Raw genomic sequence first — 20,458 nt, 5'->3', positions numbered from 1 at the left:
GTTTATTTGCCTCCTATGTATTTTTTCATTATTTTTTTAGAAATATTTATTTTTTAGTATTAAGATTTACTAAAAATATCATTTTTATTATTTATTTTTGGATTCATTTTGATAAAAAATATAAAATAATTTTAATTGATTCAGTTTTTATAAAATTCAAGTGTGTATAAACTAAACTAATGATTAGTTTTAATCTTTTTAAAATAATTATTCTAAGTAAATCTTAATTTAAGTCTATAATTAAAAAAATGAATATACAATAAAAATAAAAAAAGATAATTTGATTAATTAAACTATCTTTTATTTATTGATTAGTGTATTTAATTTTTAGATTAAAATATTAATTAGTAAAAATATAGTCTAATGGTATATCTCAATTATCGTGATTAATTATATAAGGAATTTTTTGAATAGCAAAACCAAGTCCTATTTTACTAAAGTTAAATTTATTTTTAGATAAATAATGATCGTAAAAACCTTTACCATAACCAATACGATAATAATCTTTATCAAAGGCAATCAATGGTACTAACATACAATCAATTTGACTTCCTATAACTTTTTGGCAATTTAAACTTGGTTGTCCAATTTTAAAATCATTATCAAATACGATATCGTTTCAACTATTAATAAAGTAAAATTCCAAATGCTCACCATTCATTCTTGGTAAACAAACTTGTTTTAGATTTTTTCATAATAATTCAATAATTTCTTTAGTTTCTACTTCATATGGTAAGGAATTATAAAGAGCAAATACATTATTTTGTTTAAAATAATGTGATTCATTAAATTTATTGAAAATAATTTTATTTCACTTTTGATAATTATTTTTAGAAACATTTTTTAATTTTTTTAAATAAATGGTTCTTAAACTAATTTTATCCTTAATTTCCATTTCCATTTTTTTCACATTCTTTCTCAATTATTTTATTAATACCATTAATACCAATAAGGGCACATTTAATTCGATTACGTTGTCTTGGTACATTTTTAAAAGCAATCATATTTTCAATTATTTTATCATTAAATTGCTTTTCTGATAACATTGCTTGATAATTAATAATAATTTCTTTTATTTGTGATATTGTTTTACCTTCAATTAAAATACAAAAAAGATCGGTTGCTGCAGTTGAAATAGCACACCCAATTCCAGTAAAGTGTGCGCTATTAATAACTTTATTTTTAATAGAAATTTCAACATGAAAATTATCAACACATGATTCATTATTTTGATGATATGTCAAACTATTTGGTAAATTTTTAAAACCTTTATTTTTTGGATTACTATAGTGTTCAACAATTAGTTTGCGATAATAGTCTTGATTGTTATTAAAAGAATTCATTTAAAAAATCTCCTCCTTCATTAATCCCTTTTTTTAAAGCTATTACTAATAAGTCAATATCTTTTTTGCAATTGTATATGTAAAAACTAAGACGAATTGTTACTTCAGCGTTAATTATATTAGGTAATAATTTAGCACAATAAGTTCCACTGCGTACGCATATATTTTGTGTTCCTAAAAAATTAGCAACATCTTGTGCAAATACTTTTTTAATATTAAATATTATGTTACTACTATTGCCATCAATATTATAAATTTCAATGTTATTTCCTAACTGCGCTGTTAATTGTTCAATTGCGTATTTTTTTAGTAAAATTTCATGATTTCTAATATTTTCAATACCAATGTTTAATAAATACTTAATAGCTGCACCTAGCCCAAATACACCCGCAATATTTTGTGTTGCACCCTCAAAACGATAAGGACTATCTAATAAGTTAAATTTACCATTTTCATAAATATCACCATTCATACCTCCACCCAATATTAGTGGATCTAGCATATTTAATCATTCGTTTTTTCCTCAAAAGACACCGATTCCAGTTGGACCAAAAACTTTATGACCAGAAAATCCAAAAAAATCAATATTTCAATTTTTAACATCGGTTTTTATATGTCCTATTGATTGTGCACCATCTATTATTACTAAAATATTTTTAAAAATTCAATTATCACTTTTAACATTTTTTTTACCGTATTCTTTAATAAAATTAGTTAATGTTTCAGTATCATTTTTTATTGCTAAAGAATTATTAATATTTGCAAAAGCAACTATTCTAGTTTTAGGTGTTAAAACTTTTTTTAAATTTTCAACAGTAATGACTCCTTGTTTATTTGTTTCAATAAATTTTATTTTAATTTTTTTAGTTTGTATCAAACGATAAAATGGTAAGAGTAATGAGCTATGTTCTAAAGTGGTTAATAAAATTTCATCATTTTCTTGTAAATATTTTTCTAAGCCAAAAGCAATTTGATTATAAGCAAAAGTTGCTGAAGGACAAAAAACTATTTCGTTTTCGTTACTATTAATAAATTTACTAATTGTTTTTCTAGTATCTTCAAATATATCATTTCCCTTAACAGCAAGTTGATAATCTTGACTATGTGGATTAATACAATATTTTTCATAATAATCCCTAACAGCATCAATAACTATTTGTGGTTTTAGTGAAGAAGCCGCTGTATCTAAATAAACTAAATCAGGATTATTTTTAAAAAAGGGAAAATCAGTTTTAAAGGTATTATCATTAATGTTTATTTTTTTATTCATATTTACTCCTATATCATTACACCAAATATAATATACTTATACTAATGATTATACACTTAATTTTGTGCTAATTTTCTTAAAATTAAAAAATGAATAAAATATTATTTGTGTACTATAAAGTAATAATATTTAAAAAAATTAATATTTTAAATTTTTTAAAATAAATAATTGGTAATTAGTTATTTCAAAATTAATTAGAAAAAACTATCCCTTAAATATAAATTTTATGTTAAGATATCTTAGTAAAATAAATTAAAAAATCTTTTTTTGCTATAGATTTAATTAAAAGGAGTGAATAAAGTGCGCAATATTCTTGCCTTAGTTGCAGCTTTCACGTTATCATCAACATCAACTATGTCTATTATAGCTTGTAATAATTCAAATGAAAGAGGCACAACTAATGTTTTCGACTGAAATAGTGCTTTTATAGATACAAGTACTACGACTGACACCTTTTTTAATTACTTATTAAATAATCCCAATAGTGGATGAGGTAAAACATTATATACTGATATTAATCAATATATTAATCTTTCAATTTTAAAAAATACTCCAGAATATAAAGATGATTATCTTGCTACTTTGACAGCAGCTCAATCTGAGATAGAAAATAAAATAAAATCATTACAAGCAAAATATGGTCGTTCATGAGAAAAACAATGAAAGAAAGTATTGGGCGATGATGATGTTAATACTTACATTGATAATATTTTAAAAAAGAGTGCTTTAGGTATTATTCAACGTAGTTATGTTACTAGTAATTATAAGGATTATAAATACTACAATCAAAATGAAATTAATATTTGATTAAAGGATTTATGAGAACAAGTAAAGAGTGAAAACAATCCAAATGGTACTTATGATAGTGTACAACAATACATTAATGGTAAAACAAGTATTACTGATGCTGGTAAATATTCTAGCAAAATTTGAGTTGTTGCTAATGCCAATAGTTTAAATCCTGATCTTACTGATTTTAAACAATTAGATGATGCTGTTAAAGCTGCTAAAACATGAACTGGTGTTAATATTAGTTTCCCTGTTGTAAAAACTAGTGATGATAAGAATGATAGTAATTATGAAACAGATTCATACAATACTATTGATGGCTTATTAAGTGATAATCAATCTAAAATAGCTAAAGTAATGTTAAGAAATCAAGAATTAATTTGAACTCGTCAAATTGTTATTCCTTTTGATTCTACTGCTAAACCTTTACAAGAAAAGATTAGTGCTTCTCAGTTTTCTCAAAATAAAACTAAAATTAATGAAATTTTAAAGAATATTAGAACTAATGGTTTTGATCAAACATTCACTGAAGAAAAAGGGGCCGCTACTACTGATGTTAGTAAAACTGGTGATTTAGGATTAATGGATATTACTAAATCTTCACAAGAGAATAGTCCTTTTTATTATTACTTATATCGTTATGTAACTAGTGCTGAAGGTGTTGGTAAAAATGTTGATGGTATTCAACCATATAAATTAACACAATTTACTTCACCAACTGACAAGGAAAAGGGTTTAGATGACTTAATTCCTTATATAGACCGTGATAGTATTAAAGATAAAGGTAAAGATGGTACTAGCCAATATAATGATTTAGTTTATATGAAAGATATAAAAGGACCACAACTTCCTGATGCTGCAGTTAATAATGGACCTGGAGTTGGCATTTTTATTGATACTGGTGGTATTCATTTTATTCAAACGCCAGGTATCACATATCAACAGCAAGACAAACCTAAAAGCGATGAATCAACTTATAATATAATTAAAACATTTAAAAATCATAGAAAAGATACTTATCAGTGAAAAGACTTAGCACCGTTATCTGAGCGTCCAGGTGGATTATCTGATTCTCCTTATCTTGATTATTTACAAACTGGTTTTTTACTACAAAAATATACTCCAAATACAACTCTTACTTTTAATTTAAATGATGCATTAACAGCCTTTACTGGAGGTACTGGTAGCCTTGGTGATGCAACTTGATGAGATTATAATTTATACTTTAATAATAACTCGAGTTTAATTCATTGAAATTTACAGGATATATTTGGTTCAAGTCCTCTTGATCCAACTGATACGAAAATTAATAGCTTTGTTGAAAAAATGAAAAGTTGATTTGATAAAACTAAAGAAAATCGTTGAAACAATAGACAAGGTATTAATATTAATGCAACATTTAAGGATAATATTATAAAAACTAATAATACATGAGATGGCTTTACACAAGATGCACCAGTTGCTCGTATGGATACTAATATTGCTAATTATCTAGATGTTGTTGGGAAACGAACATTATGATGATATGATCCAAGTATCATTAGTTCTTAGACGGGAGGTATTAAAAATGAAAAAGATAAAAAAGATTTTACCATTATTAACTTCAGTTACTCTTTTATCTGGCCCTGTATTATTATTAGTTGCTTGTGATAATGAACGTGATATGAGTAATTTACCTAGTGGTAAAATTCCTGATGATTATAAAAATCGTGTATTATTTAATTTTTTAGGAGTAAATTTTAATGAAACGATTTCTGCTCAGTTTAAGAATACTTATTCACAAGGTCTTGATTTTATTTTAAAAGATGTTGAAGGAACAATTGCTCAGCAAAAATTTTATGAATTTTTTCATAAGAAACTTCATTATAGTGAAGACACAAAAAATGCAGATGGTACTACTGCAATAATGGGAGAAGCCAATAAAGCTTTTATAAAACTTAAAGATGATTTAGGATTAAGTTTATTAACTCAAAAGTACTTAAGTGGTATTAATACAGCTAATTCATTAGATAAAGTATCAGCAGCAGATAATAATGAGTTATTATTTCAAAATCAAAGTTGACATCAGGATGGTACAAGTAAATTTAATTATCAAAATGTAGATTTTTATAAAGAAAAAAATAAAGATACTGCTAAAGTTAATGATCCTGATCAAATATTTATTCCTGATAGTTTATATAAAGATTATGGTGATAAAGATGCTGCTTTTGATGAACAATTAGCTGCCATTGCTAAACATCCAGATGACAATTATAGTAATGAAATTGGTAAATTATTACCAAATGATGCTAAAAAATGAAATAGTAGTGCTGGTATTAATAAAACACAAAAAAGTCTTTCTGGTACTGATATTCCAACTTATTCAAAATATTTAAAACGTTTCCAATGATGATTACGTTTTCGTTATCAACAATATTATCAATATGAAATTTTACCAGCATTAAATCAAACTTTATTTACAATGTCTTATATTTTAGACAATATTGTTGATATTAAAGATAATGAAGCAGGTAAACCAATAATTTCAACCCAAACAAATAACCTTTACATAAGTCAATTACAAGATACTACTGGTTGACAAAAGAGTAACTATAATGTAAATTGAAACTTTACTACTGATTTAGCAAATGCGCAAAGCATTGATAAAAAATGAAATAGTAGTCCTTCTGAACCTCCAAAGTGAGAGTCAATTGTTAAAGATGATGATTCAGGAAAAGGAAAAACTTTAAATTCTGATTTTTTTACTCAATTAACAAGCGGTAATGCCTCAACTATTAGTGAAATTGATCCTAATTTTGGTGCTAATGGTTTCTTAAGTACTGCAACTAATAATCAATTGGCTGCAGGTTGAGTATCTAATGGTGGATTACATTATACTACGAATAATAATATTGCTACATTTACTTACTCTGCTCCTATTTATTTCCTAAACCTTCTACAAAATTTAGATTTTAGTTTTTTAAGTAATAAAAACGAAGGCTGAGTTCCAGAAATTAGTAATTTAATTCATTCATGAAACATTAGTGGTAATGCTAGTCTTAAGACAGATTTCTCTAAGTATATAAGAGCTGATGGTAAGGAAAGCACTATTACCGAAGAAACAAAGTGAAATATATTTTGACAAATGTTATATTCTATATCTGCTAGTGATTCTGCAACTAAAGATTCACCAGCAGCTGAAAACTTTAAAATCGCTGCCCAAAATTTATTTCCAACATATATTCCAAAAAATAATATATATGAAGAAGAGTTTTGAAATAAGGTAAAAGAGTTTTATCCATAATAATACTTAATATTTTAAGTTATACTTATAAAGTAAGTTGAGGTGAAATATATGACAAATAAAGCATGCATTTTTTGTACAATTATTAAAGATACAAATAACTTAATTTTTGAAGATACAAATACAGCAGCATTCATGGATATCAATCCCGTAACTAAAGGACACATTCTAGTAATTCCAAAGCAACATTTTGAAACTTTTATTGATACTACACCTAAAATAGTGAGCGATGTTAGTATCACAACTCATAAAATTGCTAATTTGCTAATAAAAACTATTCCCGAAATTAAAGGATTTAATATTTTAACTAATAATGGTAGCGAAGCATTTCAAGAAGTATTTCATTATCATGTTCATATTATTCCAAAATATATTCGTGAAAAAGGGTTTTTAATTAATAGGACAAAAGAAAATGTTACAATTGATGATATTAATAATCTTAAAAAAATACTAAAATTACAATTAATGTAAAACAAATATTTAAGGAGGAAAAAAATGAAAAGTCTTAAGTTATTAACTTTACCTAAAATATTAATGCTAATTGGTGCTGTATGAATTATTGTTTTTAGTTTATTGTATGCAGCGGGAGTTATAACTTATAGTTTCTATGGCTGAAATGAAAATGGAGCTACATTAGTTATAATAGGTATTATTTATATTCTAATACCATTTTCAGTTAAACCCGGATTATGATCAAGACTATGAGCATTATTTATATCATTTCTTTCAGTTATAATAGTTATTGGTTTATTTGTTGGCAAAGATGTAGATTATAAGTCAACATGAACTTATATTAATGCTTTACCACATATTATCATGGCGTTTGGCTCTATTTTATGAATATTTAATAGTAAATAAGTCATAAAATAATTATTAATAACTTAAAATATTGGATAATATATTGTCCAATATTTTTTTTATAATTTTGGTTGAAAATAGTATTAAATCAATTTTTAATAAATAATTAATAATATTTTTAGAGTTTATTTTCAACATAAATAATAAGAAAAAAATATTATAATAGTTATTATTATCAAATTTTATAAAAATTATTAATTGATGAGTGGCATAACTACCTTTTTGTTTTCATCAAAAAAGCATTTTTTATTAATGATGCTATAATTTTAAGCATTAATAAAAAAAGATAAAGGAGATTGAGATATAAAAAAAAGAAAAGTGTTACATTGTTCAAGTTGTAATAAAGAAATTAATGGTAATGATTTAGCTTCAAACTCAAAAACAGCAAGAAAAATTATGAAATGCCCAGAGTGTGCTAATCAATAATTTTTTGATTATTAATAAAATTTATACTATTATCAATAGCCCTTATCAACTAATTTTAAAAATTTTTGCTGATTGTTTTAGAAATCTAAAACAATTTTCATCTTAATTGTTAATAAAACAAATTAGAATTAAAAACAATACTAGTCTATATCTATTGATATCAAAGGCAAGAATATAAAGAACTTATTTCTGAAATCAAAATATGGAGGAGTATTATATGTCTAAAAAAAATAAAAATTCAAAAATTATTGCTGGAATAATTAGTTCTGTGGTTTTAATTAGTGGTGCAACTACTGGTATTTTATATAATTCTGAAATGGAAGAAAATATTGAAGAAGAAATTGAAATTGAAATGCTGAATTATACTTGTAAGTGCAAGTAAATAAAATTGCAAAAAATTCTCATATAAAAATTTCATAATGCTAAATTTAGTTTAGAAAAAAGTAAGGAGTTTTTATATGAGTTATAAACATCTTGGCATAGATGAAAGGATTTATATTGAGAATCAATTGAAATTTAAATTTAAAATTAGTGAAATAGCTAAAAATCTTAATCGAAGTATTAGTACTATTATTCGAGAAATTAATAGAAATAAAGATAATAATCATTATTTTTCATTAATTGCACAAAATAAAGCTGAAAATCGAAAATAATCACATATTAGTTTTCATAAATTTAAAAATAAGAATTTAGTAAAATATGTACAACAAAAATTACTATTAGGTTGATCACCTGAACAAATTTATGGCAGAATTAAAAATTTTCATAAAGAGTGAGTTATTAGTTTTAAAACAATTTATACTTGAATTTATTTTGGAATGCTTGATAAAGTTACTAATAAAAATTTAAGAAGAAAAGGTAAAAAACGAAAATCTAAAGAAAATCGTGGCAAGTTTAATGGTAAATCAATTAAAGAACGAGATATAAATGTTAATGATCGTATAACACTTGGTCATTGAGAAGGAGATACTATAGTATCATCAAGAAGCAAAAGCAAATCATGTTTAATAACTTTAGTTGAAAGAGTATCACGATTTACTTTAGCAATATTAGTTAAAAACAGAACTACTAAAGTTATTAATAAAAATGTCAGTTATTATTTATCAATTCTTCCTAAAAACATTGTTAAAACTATTACTTTTGATCGTGGCAAAGAATTTTCAAATTGACAACAACTTGAAAAAAATTTAGATGTAAAAATTTATTTTGCCAATCCATATTCACCTTGACAAAGAGGTACTAATGAAAATACTAATGGTTTAATTAGAGAAAAATTTCCTAAAAAATTTATTTTTTCAAAAACTAATAAAAATGAAGTTCATAAATTTATATTGTCTTTAAATCAAAGACCGAGAAAAATACTAAATTATCTTTCACCAATCGAATATTTGGATAGAAAAATAATTTAGTTGCACTTACCTTTACAATTTAGCAAAAGAAAAAAAACTTAGAAATAATTTTTCCTAAAGGAAAAAGAAATTTAGGTAAAATTTATATTGGACAAAACATAACTACTATAAATGATGATGAAAAAGTAAAAAAAGAAATTATAGATATTTTTAGTAATAAATATAATATAGATGTAACTAGTTTGGAAATTAAAATTGTTACTAATCAAAATGAAGCAATAATTACTTCAATAAATGAAGATATCTATATTGGAACAGTAAAGCTTAAGTATAGTCCTAATAGATCTTTTGTAACGTTAGATTATATTGTTCCTGATTTGAATATAAGAGATAAACAAGTTCCTACTTACTCTTATCAACATCATCAAGAAATTTTATTTGGAAAAAATGATATTTTAAATGATAATGAATTTAAAAATTTACCTGCTGTAAATGATTTTATTAATATTTTAAATGAACAAGTTAAATTTAAAGCAAGTGAAGAATCAAATAATGCTTTTAAAAAGTTAGAAAATAATAATGATAATTTTAAAGATTTTGAAGATTTAAAAAAACAATTTAATGATCATCATCTTTTATTTGATGGCAAAATTGATTTTGAATCATTTATTAAAACAATTAGTAATTATCATATAAATGCAAACATTGATGAATTAAAAACAGGAATATGTCGGTTTTATAATATTTTAGCTCAATTATATGGAAAAAATAATGTTTTTAAAATGTTAGAAAAAATTGAATTAGATCAAAAGTTGTGAGAACAATCTAAAAATAAATATGTCAGGAGAAGCATATTTTGGTTCTTGTAATGATAATATGTGTAATACTAAAATAATACTTGATACAGATTTTTAGAGATATAAAGTATGGAATGGAAGTTATGGTACATGAATATAGTCATATTTTGGATTCTTTAATTCGTAATAAACAAAATAATAATTTTGATGCAAGAAAATATATGATTTCATCATTAGCAAACGGAACTAAGATTAATAACAAATCTTATCAAAAACTTTTAAGTTATGGTATTGTTAGAAGTTGATATGGAAGAACATCATATATTGATTTATTTCCAGAAGCTTTTGGTCGTTGAATAATGACTCCTGAATAAAATCGTGATCTTGGATGAGAAAAATTAGATAAATTTTTTCGAATAGATTTACTTAAATTATTATAATAACAAAAAATATATCTTTATAATCATAATAAGGACAAAATAAACTTTGTCCTTATTATTAATTTTGTTTATTAATTAAAAATTGTAAATAAAGTTATTAATTGTTCATTATGTTATGAAAATTAATATTGTTTAATGCAATGTTAACATATGTCATACGACCAAATGAAGAATTTAAAAAACAATACCATTGAAAGTAAATATTATTATTATAATGTCAAAGATCTAAGTTAAGAGCAATTTCTGTTCCTCATCCTCCACCATCTTTAGTATTAATATAAGCAATAAAAAGAACATTAGCATTACCAGGGTTTTTATATTGTTCAATTTTTGCAGTATTAGTTGCTAGTGTTGGACTACTTTCAATTCCTGTTAAAGTTGATACTTTGAAATATGAATTAATAAAAGAAAAAGTTGGATACATATTAGTGAAGGTATTTCAGTCTCTCGCGTAATTGCTTCACTTAAGAATATTATAAACATTAGAATTATCAGTAGCGATTGATGTTCCATTTTGTCAATCTGAAAAAGAATAATTTATTTTATCATTAATAATATTATTAGTGTTTTTTTAATTATTATAATAAATAGCCACTAGATTATTACTTTTATCATTGGAAAAATATTATTATTATGATAATATTCTACAAAAGAATATAAAGTTTTTTAATCCTCTTATTTTAATTTTAAAATAAATGGGTTTTTTATTTTTAGAAAGGAAGAAAAAATAATGGCAGCTGAAACTTATATTAGAAAATTAAAATTATCGCCAACATTTGCATTCACAACACAACAAATCCGTTCATTGACAAAAGAGCAAAGAGAAGCGATTGATAAAAAACAAACACCAGTATTTACAATGGAACAAATGAGAACATTTACACTTGAACAAATGGAACAACTTGCAATTGATCCAGATCTTATTGCTGAAGCCATGAGATTATCAGAAGAAGAACAAGTGGAACTGGCAAAAAAATTATCGTTAGAAAAAGAAAAACAATCTGACATAATAGTAAAAGAATTTAAAGAAACATCAATGCCCTCATCACAAACATTTAAAGTAGAGACAGAAATAAAATTAGTTACTGAAGAGGAAATACTAAAACAAGGAGTAAGACCCAAAGGAAGTAAGATTATTCAACCTCAAATTCAACGTACAAATAATAGTCATCAAGAAAAGGTAATAATTTCCGAACCAACCATTTCACCATCTCTTTATGAAAGTAGTTTAGATTTACAAGCAACCAATGAAGATGATGAATTTGGTTTTGTAGTTGTTGATGAACCTTATAAAACATTACAATCAGAAGAAGTATCTGAGAAAGAAAGAGAAGATATTGATAGAGCGATTACATTAGAGGCTTTATCATTAAAAAGACAGGAAAGAAATAATAAAGCAATTGGTTTATATTTAGAAGAACAAGAAGAACTTGAAAAATCAGTACCATTATTCCTTACAATCAGAAGAAGTATCTGAGAAAGAAAGAGAAGATATTGATAGAGCGATTGCATTGTCATTGCAAGACCAATTTAATGTAGAACAAGAGCAAAAAGATATTGATAGAGCGATTACATTAGAGGCTTTATCATTAAAAAGACAGGAAAGAAATAATAAAGCAATTGGTTTATATTTAGAAGAACAAGAAGAACTTGAAAAATCAGCAAAAACACAATCAAATTTAATGCAAGTAATCAAAAAATCTGAAATAGAAGAAATTAAAGTTTTAGAACAACAAAAAATAAATAAAATTTTAAATTTCTTAATTAAATTAGTAACTTTTGGAAAAATTAATAAAAATAAGAAAATTGAAATAGAAATTAGTCAAAAATGAAAAAAATATCAGAATCATGTAGTAAAAAACCAAAAACAAATCCAACATTATTTTCAAAATCATCTGGAAAAGATTTTAATAAACAACAAGTAAACAATGAATCAGCAAACCTACCATTAATAAACTTAAATAAACCAAGAACATCACAAATGTAAAATATTAAGAAAAGAGTTATCTTATTTAAGATGAAATATTATTTTTTTTATCTTGGGGTGATCTTTTCTTGGTAATGTTTAGTAATCTGTGTAACTTACAAAAATAACTATGTTTAATTAATTCTAGTAAATATAATTAAATGACTAGAAAGAGTGAGTTACAGATGGCTAAAAAAGATAACTTTAATAATAATGATCCAATATCAAAAGCAGTAGATTTATTATTAGAAAATACTGAAGATTTAACAACAGTTTTTAAAGAAGGGGGTTTATATAAAGAATTAACAAAACGTTTAGTTGAAAAAATGTTGAATTCTGAGATGCAAAATTATTTAGGATATGAAAAAAATCAACATAGTAATAGTGACAATGCTCGTAATGGTATAAGTTCAAAAAAATTAATAACTCAACAAGGTAAAATTGAGATTGATGTACCACGAGATCGTAATAGTAATTTTACTCCTGTAATAGTGCCAAAAAGACAGAGAAGATTTGATGGTTTTGATCAACAAGTTCTTTCCTTATATGCAAAAGGTATGACATTATCAGATATTAGAATGCAGTTACAAGAGTTATATCATGGTGCTGATATTAGTGAAAGTGTTATTAGTCAAATTACTGATGATGTGATTGATGATGTCAAAGCATGACAAAATAGACCATTAGAAGGCATTTATCCCATTGTTTATTTTGATTGTATAGTAGTTAAAGTACGACAAGATAAACGCATTATTAACAAATCAGTTTATATAGCTTTAGGTGTTGATTTAGAAGGTAAAAAAGATGTTTTAGGTTTATGAATTAGTGAAAATGAAGGCGCTAAATTTTGATTAGCAAATTTCACAGAAATGAAAAATCGTGGCTTAAATGATATTCTTATTGCTTGTAGTGACAACTTAACAGGCATGTCAGAAGCAATACAATCAGTTTATCCTAAAACTGAACATCAATTATGTATAGTTCATCAAATCAGAAATAGTTTAAAATATGTTTCATACAAACATCGAAAATCACTAGTTACAGATTTAAAGCCAATTTATAATGCATGTAGTGAAGAACAAGCAATGCAAGCTTTAGAATCATTTGAAAGTAAATGAAATAAACACTATCCTCAAATTGCTAAATCTTGATATAAAAATTGAGATAATTTAATGATTTTTATTAGTTATCCTCCAGAAATCAAAAGAGTGATTTATACTACAAATTCTATTGAATCTGTTAATAGTCAATTACGAAAAGTCATCAGAAATAAAAAAGTTTTTCCAAATGATATGGCAGTTTTTAAAATATTTTACTTAGCAATTGAAAATATAACAAAAAAATGAACAATGCCCATTCAAAATTGAAATACAGCAATTGCTCATTTTATGATAAAATTTGAAGACAGAATTAATCTGAACTAGTACTTTGTAAAACAAAGAAACACAGATTACTAAAAAGCCTCCTTTTCTTTTTTAATTTGTTCAAAGATTCAATTTAGTTAAAATAAAATTATATTTTTTGTCATTATTATTTATACTTTTTTAATTATTTTTAAAAAATTACCTATTTTATTAAGAATATTGTTAATATTATATTAAATAATAACTATTAAAAATTTAAGGAGAAATTATGGAAAATAAAATTAATTTAGATAAATTAACTATTAATTCAATTCGTATGTTAGGAGTACAAGCAGTTAATGCTGCTAAAAGTGGCCATCCTGGTATTGTTTTAGGTGCTTCACCAATGACTTTTTCTTTATTCAAAAATCATTTATCTTTTAATCCAAAAAATCCAAAATGATTTAATCGTGATCGATTTGTTTTATCAGCAGGTCATGGTAGTGCTTTATTATATTCAATATTACATCATGCTGGTTATAAATATACAATCAATGATATAAAACAATTCCGTCAATTAAATAGTAATACACCTGGTCATCCCGAATATCATTTAGACTATGGAGTAGAGACGGCTACTGGACCATTAGGTCAGGGTATCGCTAATGCTGTTGGAATGGCGCTTACTGAGAGTTTTCTTAGTGCTAAATATAATCAAAAAGATCTTAATATTATTGATCATTATACATATGCAATTTGTGGTGATGGTGATTTACAAGAAGGTATTGCACAAGAAGCACTTAGTTTTGCTGGACATTTTAAATTAAATAAACTAATTATTTTATATGATTCAAATGATGTTCAATTAGATTCATCTGTTAAATTAGTATATTCAGAAAATTTAAAAATGCGTCTTCAAGCATTAGAGTGAAATTATTTAAAAGTTGAAGATGGTGAAGATGATAAACTTATTTCTGAAGCTATTAAAAAGGCAAAAGTTAGTGATAAACCAACTTTAATTGAAATTAAAACTATAATTGGTTATGGGGCTAGTAAACAAGGAACACCGAGTGTTCATGGCTCTCCTTTAATGGAAGATATTAAAACAGTTGCTAAAAATTTAAACTGAGAATATCCTGAATTTACTGTTCCAAAAGAAGTAAGTACTTACTTCACACAAACAGCACTTAATCATGGTTCTAAAATAGAATTAGTTTGAAATCAAAAAGTTGAAAAATATGCAAAATTATATCCAAATTTGTATAAAGAAATTAAATCAGCATTGAAAAATGAAATTTTTAATGAAGATTATCAATTAAATAAAATTGATTGAACTTCAATTATTGGGGTAAATCCACAAGCAACAAGAGTAGACTCTGGTAATATTTTAAAACTTTTATCAGCTCATTGTCCAACATTAATTGGTGGTAGTGCTGATTTAGCTGGCTCAACTAAAGCATTAGTAACAGACAAAGACTTTCTACCTCTTGACCATTCAGGAAGACATATTCATTATGGAGTAAGAGAATTTGCAATGGGTGCTATTGTTAACGGTATGACGTCACATCAAGGCACAATTCCTTTTGGTTCTACTTTTCTTGTGTTTAGTGATTATCTAAAGCCTGCATTACGATTAGCAGCTTTAATGTCAATTCCATCTTTGTTTATTTTTAGTCATGATAGTATCGCAGTTGGCGAAGATGGTCCTACCCATGAACCAGTTGAACAACTAACAATGTTAAGAACTATTCCTAATTTTAATGTAATTCGCCCTGCTGATACAAAAGAAACAATTGGTGCATATTTAATGGCATTATCTAATAAAACTAACCCTAGTGCTATTATTATTACTAGACAAAATTTACCACAACTTGCAAATAGTAATATTGAGGCAGTTCAAAAAGGTGCTTATATTATTAGTAAAGAGAATAGTAGTAAAGCTTTAGATTTAATTATTATTGCTACCGGTAGTGAAGTTTCATTAGCTATTGCTAGTCAAGAACAACTATGAAACGATCAAAAACTTAATGTTCGTGTAGTTTCAATGCCTTCTACTTTTATTTTTGATAAACAAGATAAAACATATCAAAATAGAATTTTACCTAATGATATTATAAAAGTTGCTATTGAAATGGGTTCTAAAGATAGTTGATATAAATATGTTGCAGGTAATGGCTTTGTTATTGGCGTAAGTACTTTTGGTATTTCTGCTCCTGATAAGGTAGTACTAGAAAAATATGGCTTTACATCAAATCAAGTGTGTGATAAAATTAATAAGTTTTTAAACAGTAAGTAAGGAGAAATTAATAATGATGGTTTGGTGAGCAGTATTTATCATTGGCATTGCTAGTGCGTTAATTGGTGGATTAGTTGGTTTTATTGTTACTAAGAAGATTTTCGAAAAACAATTACAGAAAAATCCTCCTATTAATGAAAATATGATTCGTGCAATGTATTTACAAATGGGGCGTAAACCTACTGAATCTCAAATTAAATCAGTAATGCAAGCAATGAAACGTCAACAAAGTACTACTAAAAAACGATAATTTTTATTAAATATAAATTGTAAAATAGTTACCATAATGGTAACTATTTTTATTCATTATATTTTGATAAATTTAATGTTTTATATATCCACTTGTTGATGGCTTATTTTTTGGATAATTTTCTTCTTTTAATTCTTGTTTAATTTTTTTCTGTCATTTTTTTTCTTTTTCTTGATTAATATTTAATTTATTAATGTTACATTTAAATATTTTCTTTATTTTTTGTTCAATTTTTAAAATCCTTTTCTTATCAATTTTTAATCCAATTAATATTAAATTTTCTTTTATATTTTTTACTGAATTATTTGTATTTAAATGTATTAATATATTATCTTTAATATCATGAAATAATGAGTTATTTGAAAATTCTGGTCTGTATTTAATAATTTCTACTTTTGCCTTATTTGTAATATATTCTTCATATTCTTGATAAAATATGTTTTCTAATATATTTTTTATGTTTGCTAAATTGTAAAGGTAAGTGCAACTAAATTATTTTTCTATCCAAATATTCGATTGGTGAAAGATAATTTAATATTTTTCTCGGTCTTTGATTTAAAGACAATATAAATTTATGAACTTCATTTTTATTAGTTTTTGAAAAAATAAATTTTTTAGGAAATTTTTCTCTAATTAAACCATTAGTATTTTCATTAGTACCTCTTTGTCAAGGTGAATATGGATTGGCAAAATAAATTTTTACATTTAAATTTTTTTCAAGTTGTTGTCAATTTGAAAATTCTTTGCCACGATCAAAAGTAATAGTTTTAACAATGTTTTTAGGAAGAATTGATAAATAATAACTGACATTTTTATTAATAACTTTAGTAGTTCTGTTTTTAACTAATATTGCTAAAGTAAATCGTGATACTCTTTCAACTAAAGTTATTAAACATGATTTGCTTTTGCCTCTTGATGATACTATAGTATCTCCTTCTCAATGACCAAGTGTTATACGATCATTAACATTTATATCTCGTTCTTTAATTGATTTACCATTAAACTTGCCACGATTTTCTTTAGATTTTCGTTTTTTACCTTTTCTTCTTAAATTTTTACTAGTAACTTTATCAAGCATTCCAAAATAAATTCAAGTATAAATTGTTTTAAAACTAATAACTCACTCTTTATGAAAATTTTTAATTCTGCCATAAATTTGTTCAGGTGATCAACCTAATAGTAATTTTTGTTGTACATATTTTACTAAATTCTTATTTTTAAACTTATGAAAACTAATATGTGATTGTTTTCGATTTTCAGCTTTATTTTGTGCAATTAATGAAAAATAATGATTATTATCTTTATTTCTATTAATTTCTCGAATAATAGTACTAATACTTCGATTAAGATTTTTAGCTATTTCACTAATTTTAAATTTAAATTTCAATTGATTCTCAATATAAATCCTTTCATCTATGCCAAGATGTTTATAACTCATATAAAAACTCCTTACTTTTTTCTAAACTAAATTTAGCATTATGAAATTTTTATATGAGAATTTTTTGCAATTTTATTTACTTGCACTTACAAGTATAATTCAGCGTTTTTATCATAAAATAAACTATTATTAATAATGATTGTCAAAGCCGTATCACCATTTTGATTTATGAAATGAATATTTGCATTATTTATTAGTAAAGTATTAACTATTTGTGCTAGTCCATTTTTAGCAGCTAAATGCAAGGCTGTATCACCATTTTGGTTTGCATGGTTGATATTAGCGCCATTTTCTATTAAAATTTTAATGGAATCTATAAGTTGATAATAGTGACTTGCTATTATTAAAGGACTATCACTATTTTCGTTTGTATAATTTATATTAGTATTTTTTTCTATTAAAATATTGATCTTTTTTTTATTTCAGAACTAATTTTTTCTTCTTTAATTATATAATCCCAATAATTAAAATATGTAATATTTTGATATGAAGTGACAGAATTTAAAATAACTGATATTATTTTTTCACCATTAATATCTTTATCATTCATTATTTTGTTCCTCCTTTTTGAAATCAAAAACCCATTTATTTTAGTAAAAAATAAATGGGTTAGAAACATATAATAATTAATAACTATATTATAACACTTTTAGTATTAATTTTATTATTGTTTAAATCATTTGTAAATCTATTTCTATGTTTAATATTATTTAGATGTATATAAAAAAATCAGTATTAATAAGTAAATACTGATTTAATATTAGTTATCTTTTAGTGATAGTGCTGTTAATAATTTATTGTATGTAGTAACATCTTGTTTTTTAAAGTATTTTAAGAAACGTTTTCTGCTTGCTACCATTTTTAACAAACTTCGTTTTGCAGTAATATCTTTTTTTTGTACTTGTAGATGGGCTGTTAATTCTAAAATTCTTTTTGTTAAGTTAATAATTTGAACTGCAAAAGAACCAGTATCCTTGGCATTTAAGCGAAATTTTTTAATCAATTCATCTTGTTTAATTTGTTCCATATTTGACAACTCTCCTTTAAATATAATTCGGCTTAAGCAAAGCTAATATCGGAGAGAATATTAACAATGTTAAGTCAACACGCTTATAATAGTACATTAATTTTAAACATAAAACAAGTATTTTTTTAAAAAATATTTTTATTGAGTTTGTATAAAGAGATGATTTTTTATTTTTTTTCTTCATTTGCTTTTTTATTTTTTTTATCAAAAATAGTCACTTTACGTTCAGTATGATTAAGAATTCTTTTACAATTATCTCAATGACGAATAATAATTAATATTCAAATTAGAGCCATAGTTATATTAACAATATAGTATTGAGTGTCTTGTTGGGAAAGAAAAGAATGCAGTGGTATATTCGGTATTCATGATAAGATAAAAGCAAGTATCATCATTAACATTGAAGATAAAGATGACATTCTACTTAAATATAAAATAAATCATCAACTAGCAATTGTGATAACGCAATAAATAGGATTAGTCATTAATAGTACTCCTAATGAAGATGCAGCTCCTTTACCACCACGAAAACCATAAAATAGTGGTCAACAGTGACCAATAATTGCAGCAAGACCAGTTGGATAAATATATGCTTGTTTAAACATTGTTTCATAATTAGGATTAGTAATATCAATAAAGGTTAAACCGTATGCAATTAAAATAGGAATAGCGGACTTAAAACCATCAATAATTAAAATAATAGCTCCCCATTTACCACCCATAACTCGTGTTGAATTAGTAGCACCAGCATTTTTAGAGTAATAATCTCTAACATCGGTTTTAAATTTTAATTTACTAATAATAATTGAAGGTGAGATTGAGCCAATTAAATAACCAATGATAATAAAAATAAAAGTTCCTAATAGATTAATATGTGCCATTTTTTTCTCCATTCTTGTGCAAGTATTATGTTAATAAAAATTTTATTTTTTGGAAGTTAAATTGTTCTTTTTATCTTTATTATTATAATATAAATTATAAATTATTAATGTTAATAATATGATATTAATAACTGTACCAAAGGCATTTGCTGCTAGTAAGGGAATGTTTTTAATTAAACTAGCATAAATTATGAATGAAGTTAAGCCTATTTGATATATGCTATAAGAAATTAACGATAAACCTTTTGTGTTTTTAGTTTTAATTAGTTTAATAGTTTGTGGTAAAAAGGCAACTGAAATAAAAAAGGTACCTATATATCCAATAATATCAATTGCAATATTAGACATTTTTTTCCTCCTTATTTTTTTGTTTAATTAAATTGTTAACAATAATCCCAATTATTATGAAATTTAATGTAGCAGTAATAGTTTGACAAGTAATCATGGGAATATCATTACGAAGTATGCCAAATATTAAAAAAGTAAGACCCCCCAGTTGATAGATACTATATGAAAAAATAGAAAGACCTGAAGTATTTCTTGTTTTAATTAGTTTAATAATTTGTGGTAAGAATGCCAAAGGAATACAAATGGCTGCAAGATACCCCAATATTTCTATAAAAATGTTCATTTTTTCTCCTTTTAATTAATTTAATTTATCATAATAATTATAATAAAATATTGTGAAAATAGTTATTTATT

The 20,458-nt window shown here is 24.5% G+C and carries 25 protein-coding genes; 14 read left to right on the top strand and 11 right to left on the bottom strand.

What is annotated here, in order from left to right:
- Positions 1–340: 340 nt before the first annotated feature.
- The 3 genes from AACK95_RS01685 to AACK95_RS01675 are packed head-to-tail and all read right to left on the bottom strand — an operon-like array spanning position 341 to position 2,613.
- Positions 341–901 (bottom strand): 5-formyltetrahydrofolate cyclo-ligase, encoded by a 561-nt coding sequence (locus AACK95_RS01685; RefSeq protein ID WP_338980954.1) that lies wholly within the window; start codon positions 899–901, stop codon positions 341–343.
- Complete coding sequence (sufU, locus tag AACK95_RS01680) at positions 885–1,343, bottom strand: Fe-S cluster assembly sulfur transfer protein SufU (protein ID WP_338980511.1); 459 nt, start codon at positions 1,341–1,343, stop codon at positions 885–887. The genes AACK95_RS01685 and sufU overlap by 17 nt, the downstream gene beginning before the upstream one ends.
- The gene (locus AACK95_RS01675; protein WP_338980510.1) at positions 1,330–2,613 is read right to left on the bottom strand and encodes an aminotransferase class V-fold PLP-dependent enzyme; all 1,284 of its coding nucleotides are present in this window, start codon (positions 2,611–2,613) and stop codon (positions 1,330–1,332) included. The genes sufU and AACK95_RS01675 overlap by 14 nt, the downstream gene beginning before the upstream one ends.
- Before the next feature lie 300 nt (positions 2,614–2,913).
- Here AACK95_RS01675 and AACK95_RS01670 point away from each other — a divergent pair, with 300 nt between their 5' ends.
- The 9 genes from AACK95_RS01670 (at position 2,914) to AACK95_RS01630 (ending at position 10,489) form a co-directional block, all read left to right on the top strand.
- Positions 2,914–4,953, top strand: coding sequence for a hypothetical protein (locus AACK95_RS01670; protein WP_338980509.1), 2,040 nt, complete (start codon positions 2,914–2,916; stop codon positions 4,951–4,953).
- Between the two features lie 16 nt (positions 4,954–4,969).
- The gene (locus AACK95_RS01665) at positions 4,970–6,685 is read left to right on the top strand and encodes a hypothetical protein (RefSeq protein WP_338980508.1); all 1,716 of its coding nucleotides are present in this window, start codon (positions 4,970–4,972) and stop codon (positions 6,683–6,685) included.
- 51 nt (positions 6,686–6,736) lie between these two features.
- Positions 6,737–7,156 carry an HIT family protein gene (locus tag AACK95_RS01660; RefSeq protein ID WP_338980507.1) on the top strand — a complete coding sequence of 140 codons (420 nt, stop codon included), beginning with the start codon at positions 6,737–6,739 and terminating at the stop codon, positions 7,154–7,156.
- A gap of 24 nt (positions 7,157–7,180) precedes the next feature.
- Positions 7,181–7,543, top strand: a complete 363-nt coding sequence (locus AACK95_RS01655; RefSeq protein ID WP_252318892.1) for a hypothetical protein — start codon at positions 7,181–7,183, stop codon at positions 7,541–7,543.
- 643 nt (positions 7,544–8,186) lie between these two features.
- Entirely contained in the window at positions 8,187–8,351 is a 165-nt protein-coding gene (locus AACK95_RS01650; protein WP_338980506.1) for a hypothetical protein, read from the top strand.
- Between the two features lie 76 nt (positions 8,352–8,427).
- Entirely contained in the window at positions 8,428–8,622 is a 195-nt protein-coding gene (locus tag AACK95_RS01645) for a helix-turn-helix domain-containing protein (RefSeq protein ID WP_338979555.1), read from the top strand.
- A 6-nt stretch (positions 8,623–8,628) separates the two neighbouring features.
- Complete coding sequence (locus AACK95_RS01640) at positions 8,629–9,378, top strand: IS30 family transposase (RefSeq protein WP_338980952.1); 750 nt, start codon at positions 8,629–8,631, stop codon at positions 9,376–9,378.
- A gap of 182 nt (positions 9,379–9,560) precedes the next feature.
- Positions 9,561–10,187, top strand: a complete 627-nt coding sequence (locus AACK95_RS01635; protein WP_338957690.1) for a hypothetical protein — start codon at positions 9,561–9,563, stop codon at positions 10,185–10,187.
- 62 nt (positions 10,188–10,249) lie between these two features.
- Complete coding sequence (locus tag AACK95_RS01630) at positions 10,250–10,489, top strand: hypothetical protein (RefSeq protein WP_338980505.1); 240 nt, start codon at positions 10,250–10,252, stop codon at positions 10,487–10,489.
- A 163-nt stretch (positions 10,490–10,652) separates the two neighbouring features.
- Here the strand turns inward: AACK95_RS01630 and AACK95_RS01625 are convergent, their stop codons facing one another.
- The gene (locus AACK95_RS01625; protein ID WP_338980504.1) at positions 10,653–10,979 is read right to left on the bottom strand and encodes a hypothetical protein; all 327 of its coding nucleotides are present in this window, start codon (positions 10,977–10,979) and stop codon (positions 10,653–10,655) included.
- Between the two features lie 306 nt (positions 10,980–11,285).
- Here AACK95_RS01625 and AACK95_RS01620 point away from each other — a divergent pair, with 306 nt between their 5' ends.
- From AACK95_RS01620 to AACK95_RS01600, 5 genes are all read left to right on the top strand, one after another.
- On the top strand, positions 11,286–12,056 hold the full coding sequence (locus tag AACK95_RS01620; protein ID WP_338980503.1) for a hypothetical protein: 771 nt from the start codon (positions 11,286–11,288) through the stop codon (positions 12,054–12,056).
- Positions 11,986–12,480 (top strand): hypothetical protein, encoded by a 495-nt coding sequence (locus tag AACK95_RS01615; RefSeq protein WP_338980502.1) that lies wholly within the window; start codon positions 11,986–11,988, stop codon positions 12,478–12,480. Before AACK95_RS01620 ends, AACK95_RS01615 begins: the two co-directional genes overlap by 71 nt.
- A gap of 226 nt (positions 12,481–12,706) precedes the next feature.
- On the top strand, positions 12,707–13,945 hold the full coding sequence (locus AACK95_RS01610; protein ID WP_338980932.1) for an IS256 family transposase: 1,239 nt from the start codon (positions 12,707–12,709) through the stop codon (positions 13,943–13,945).
- A 208-nt stretch (positions 13,946–14,153) separates the two neighbouring features.
- Positions 14,154–16,160 carry a transketolase gene (gene tkt, locus AACK95_RS01605; RefSeq protein ID WP_338980501.1) on the top strand — a complete coding sequence of 669 codons (2,007 nt, stop codon included), beginning with the start codon at positions 14,154–14,156 and terminating at the stop codon, positions 16,158–16,160.
- Positions 16,161–16,176: 16 nt separating this feature from the next.
- Positions 16,177–16,410, top strand: coding sequence for a YneF family protein (locus AACK95_RS01600; RefSeq protein WP_422397156.1), 234 nt, complete (start codon positions 16,177–16,179; stop codon positions 16,408–16,410).
- 487 nt (positions 16,411–16,897) lie between these two features.
- Here the strand turns inward: AACK95_RS01600 and AACK95_RS01595 are convergent, their stop codons facing one another.
- From AACK95_RS01595 to AACK95_RS01570, 7 genes are all read right to left on the bottom strand, one after another.
- The gene (locus AACK95_RS01595) at positions 16,898–17,848 is read right to left on the bottom strand and encodes an IS30 family transposase (protein ID WP_338979845.1); all 951 of its coding nucleotides are present in this window, start codon (positions 17,846–17,848) and stop codon (positions 16,898–16,900) included.
- 86 nt (positions 17,849–17,934) lie between these two features.
- Positions 17,935–18,228, bottom strand: a complete 294-nt coding sequence (locus AACK95_RS07115) for an ankyrin repeat domain-containing protein (protein ID WP_422397155.1) — start codon at positions 18,226–18,228, stop codon at positions 17,935–17,937.
- A gap of 17 nt (positions 18,229–18,245) precedes the next feature.
- Complete coding sequence (locus AACK95_RS01590; protein ID WP_338980499.1) at positions 18,246–18,398, bottom strand: hypothetical protein; 153 nt, start codon at positions 18,396–18,398, stop codon at positions 18,246–18,248.
- Positions 18,399–18,608: 210 nt separating this feature from the next.
- Positions 18,609–18,875, bottom strand: a complete 267-nt coding sequence (rpsO, locus tag AACK95_RS01585) for a 30S ribosomal protein S15 (RefSeq protein ID WP_338980498.1) — start codon at positions 18,873–18,875, stop codon at positions 18,609–18,611.
- A 167-nt stretch (positions 18,876–19,042) separates the two neighbouring features.
- Positions 19,043–19,756 (bottom strand): glycerol-3-phosphate 1-O-acyltransferase PlsY, encoded by a 714-nt coding sequence (gene plsY / locus AACK95_RS01580; protein ID WP_338980497.1) that lies wholly within the window; start codon positions 19,754–19,756, stop codon positions 19,043–19,045.
- 42 nt (positions 19,757–19,798) lie between these two features.
- Complete coding sequence (locus tag AACK95_RS01575; protein ID WP_338980496.1) at positions 19,799–20,104, bottom strand: SemiSWEET family sugar transporter; 306 nt, start codon at positions 20,102–20,104, stop codon at positions 19,799–19,801.
- Positions 20,097–20,387: a SemiSWEET family sugar transporter gene (locus AACK95_RS01570; protein ID WP_338980495.1), complete on the bottom strand. Its 291-nt coding sequence runs from the start codon at positions 20,385–20,387 to the stop codon at positions 20,097–20,099. Before AACK95_RS01570 ends, AACK95_RS01575 begins: the two co-directional genes overlap by 8 nt.
- Between the last annotated feature and the right edge of the window lie 71 nt (positions 20,388–20,458).

Origin of the sequence: Spiroplasma endosymbiont of Lasioglossum malachurum (assembly GCF_964020065.1) — a bacterium.
GTDB lineage: Bacteria > Bacillota_I > Bacilli_A > Mycoplasmatales > VBWQ01 > Spiroplasma_E.
Note: the sequence above shows the minus strand (reverse complement) of the source record. Positions and strands in the feature narration are given on the sequence as shown.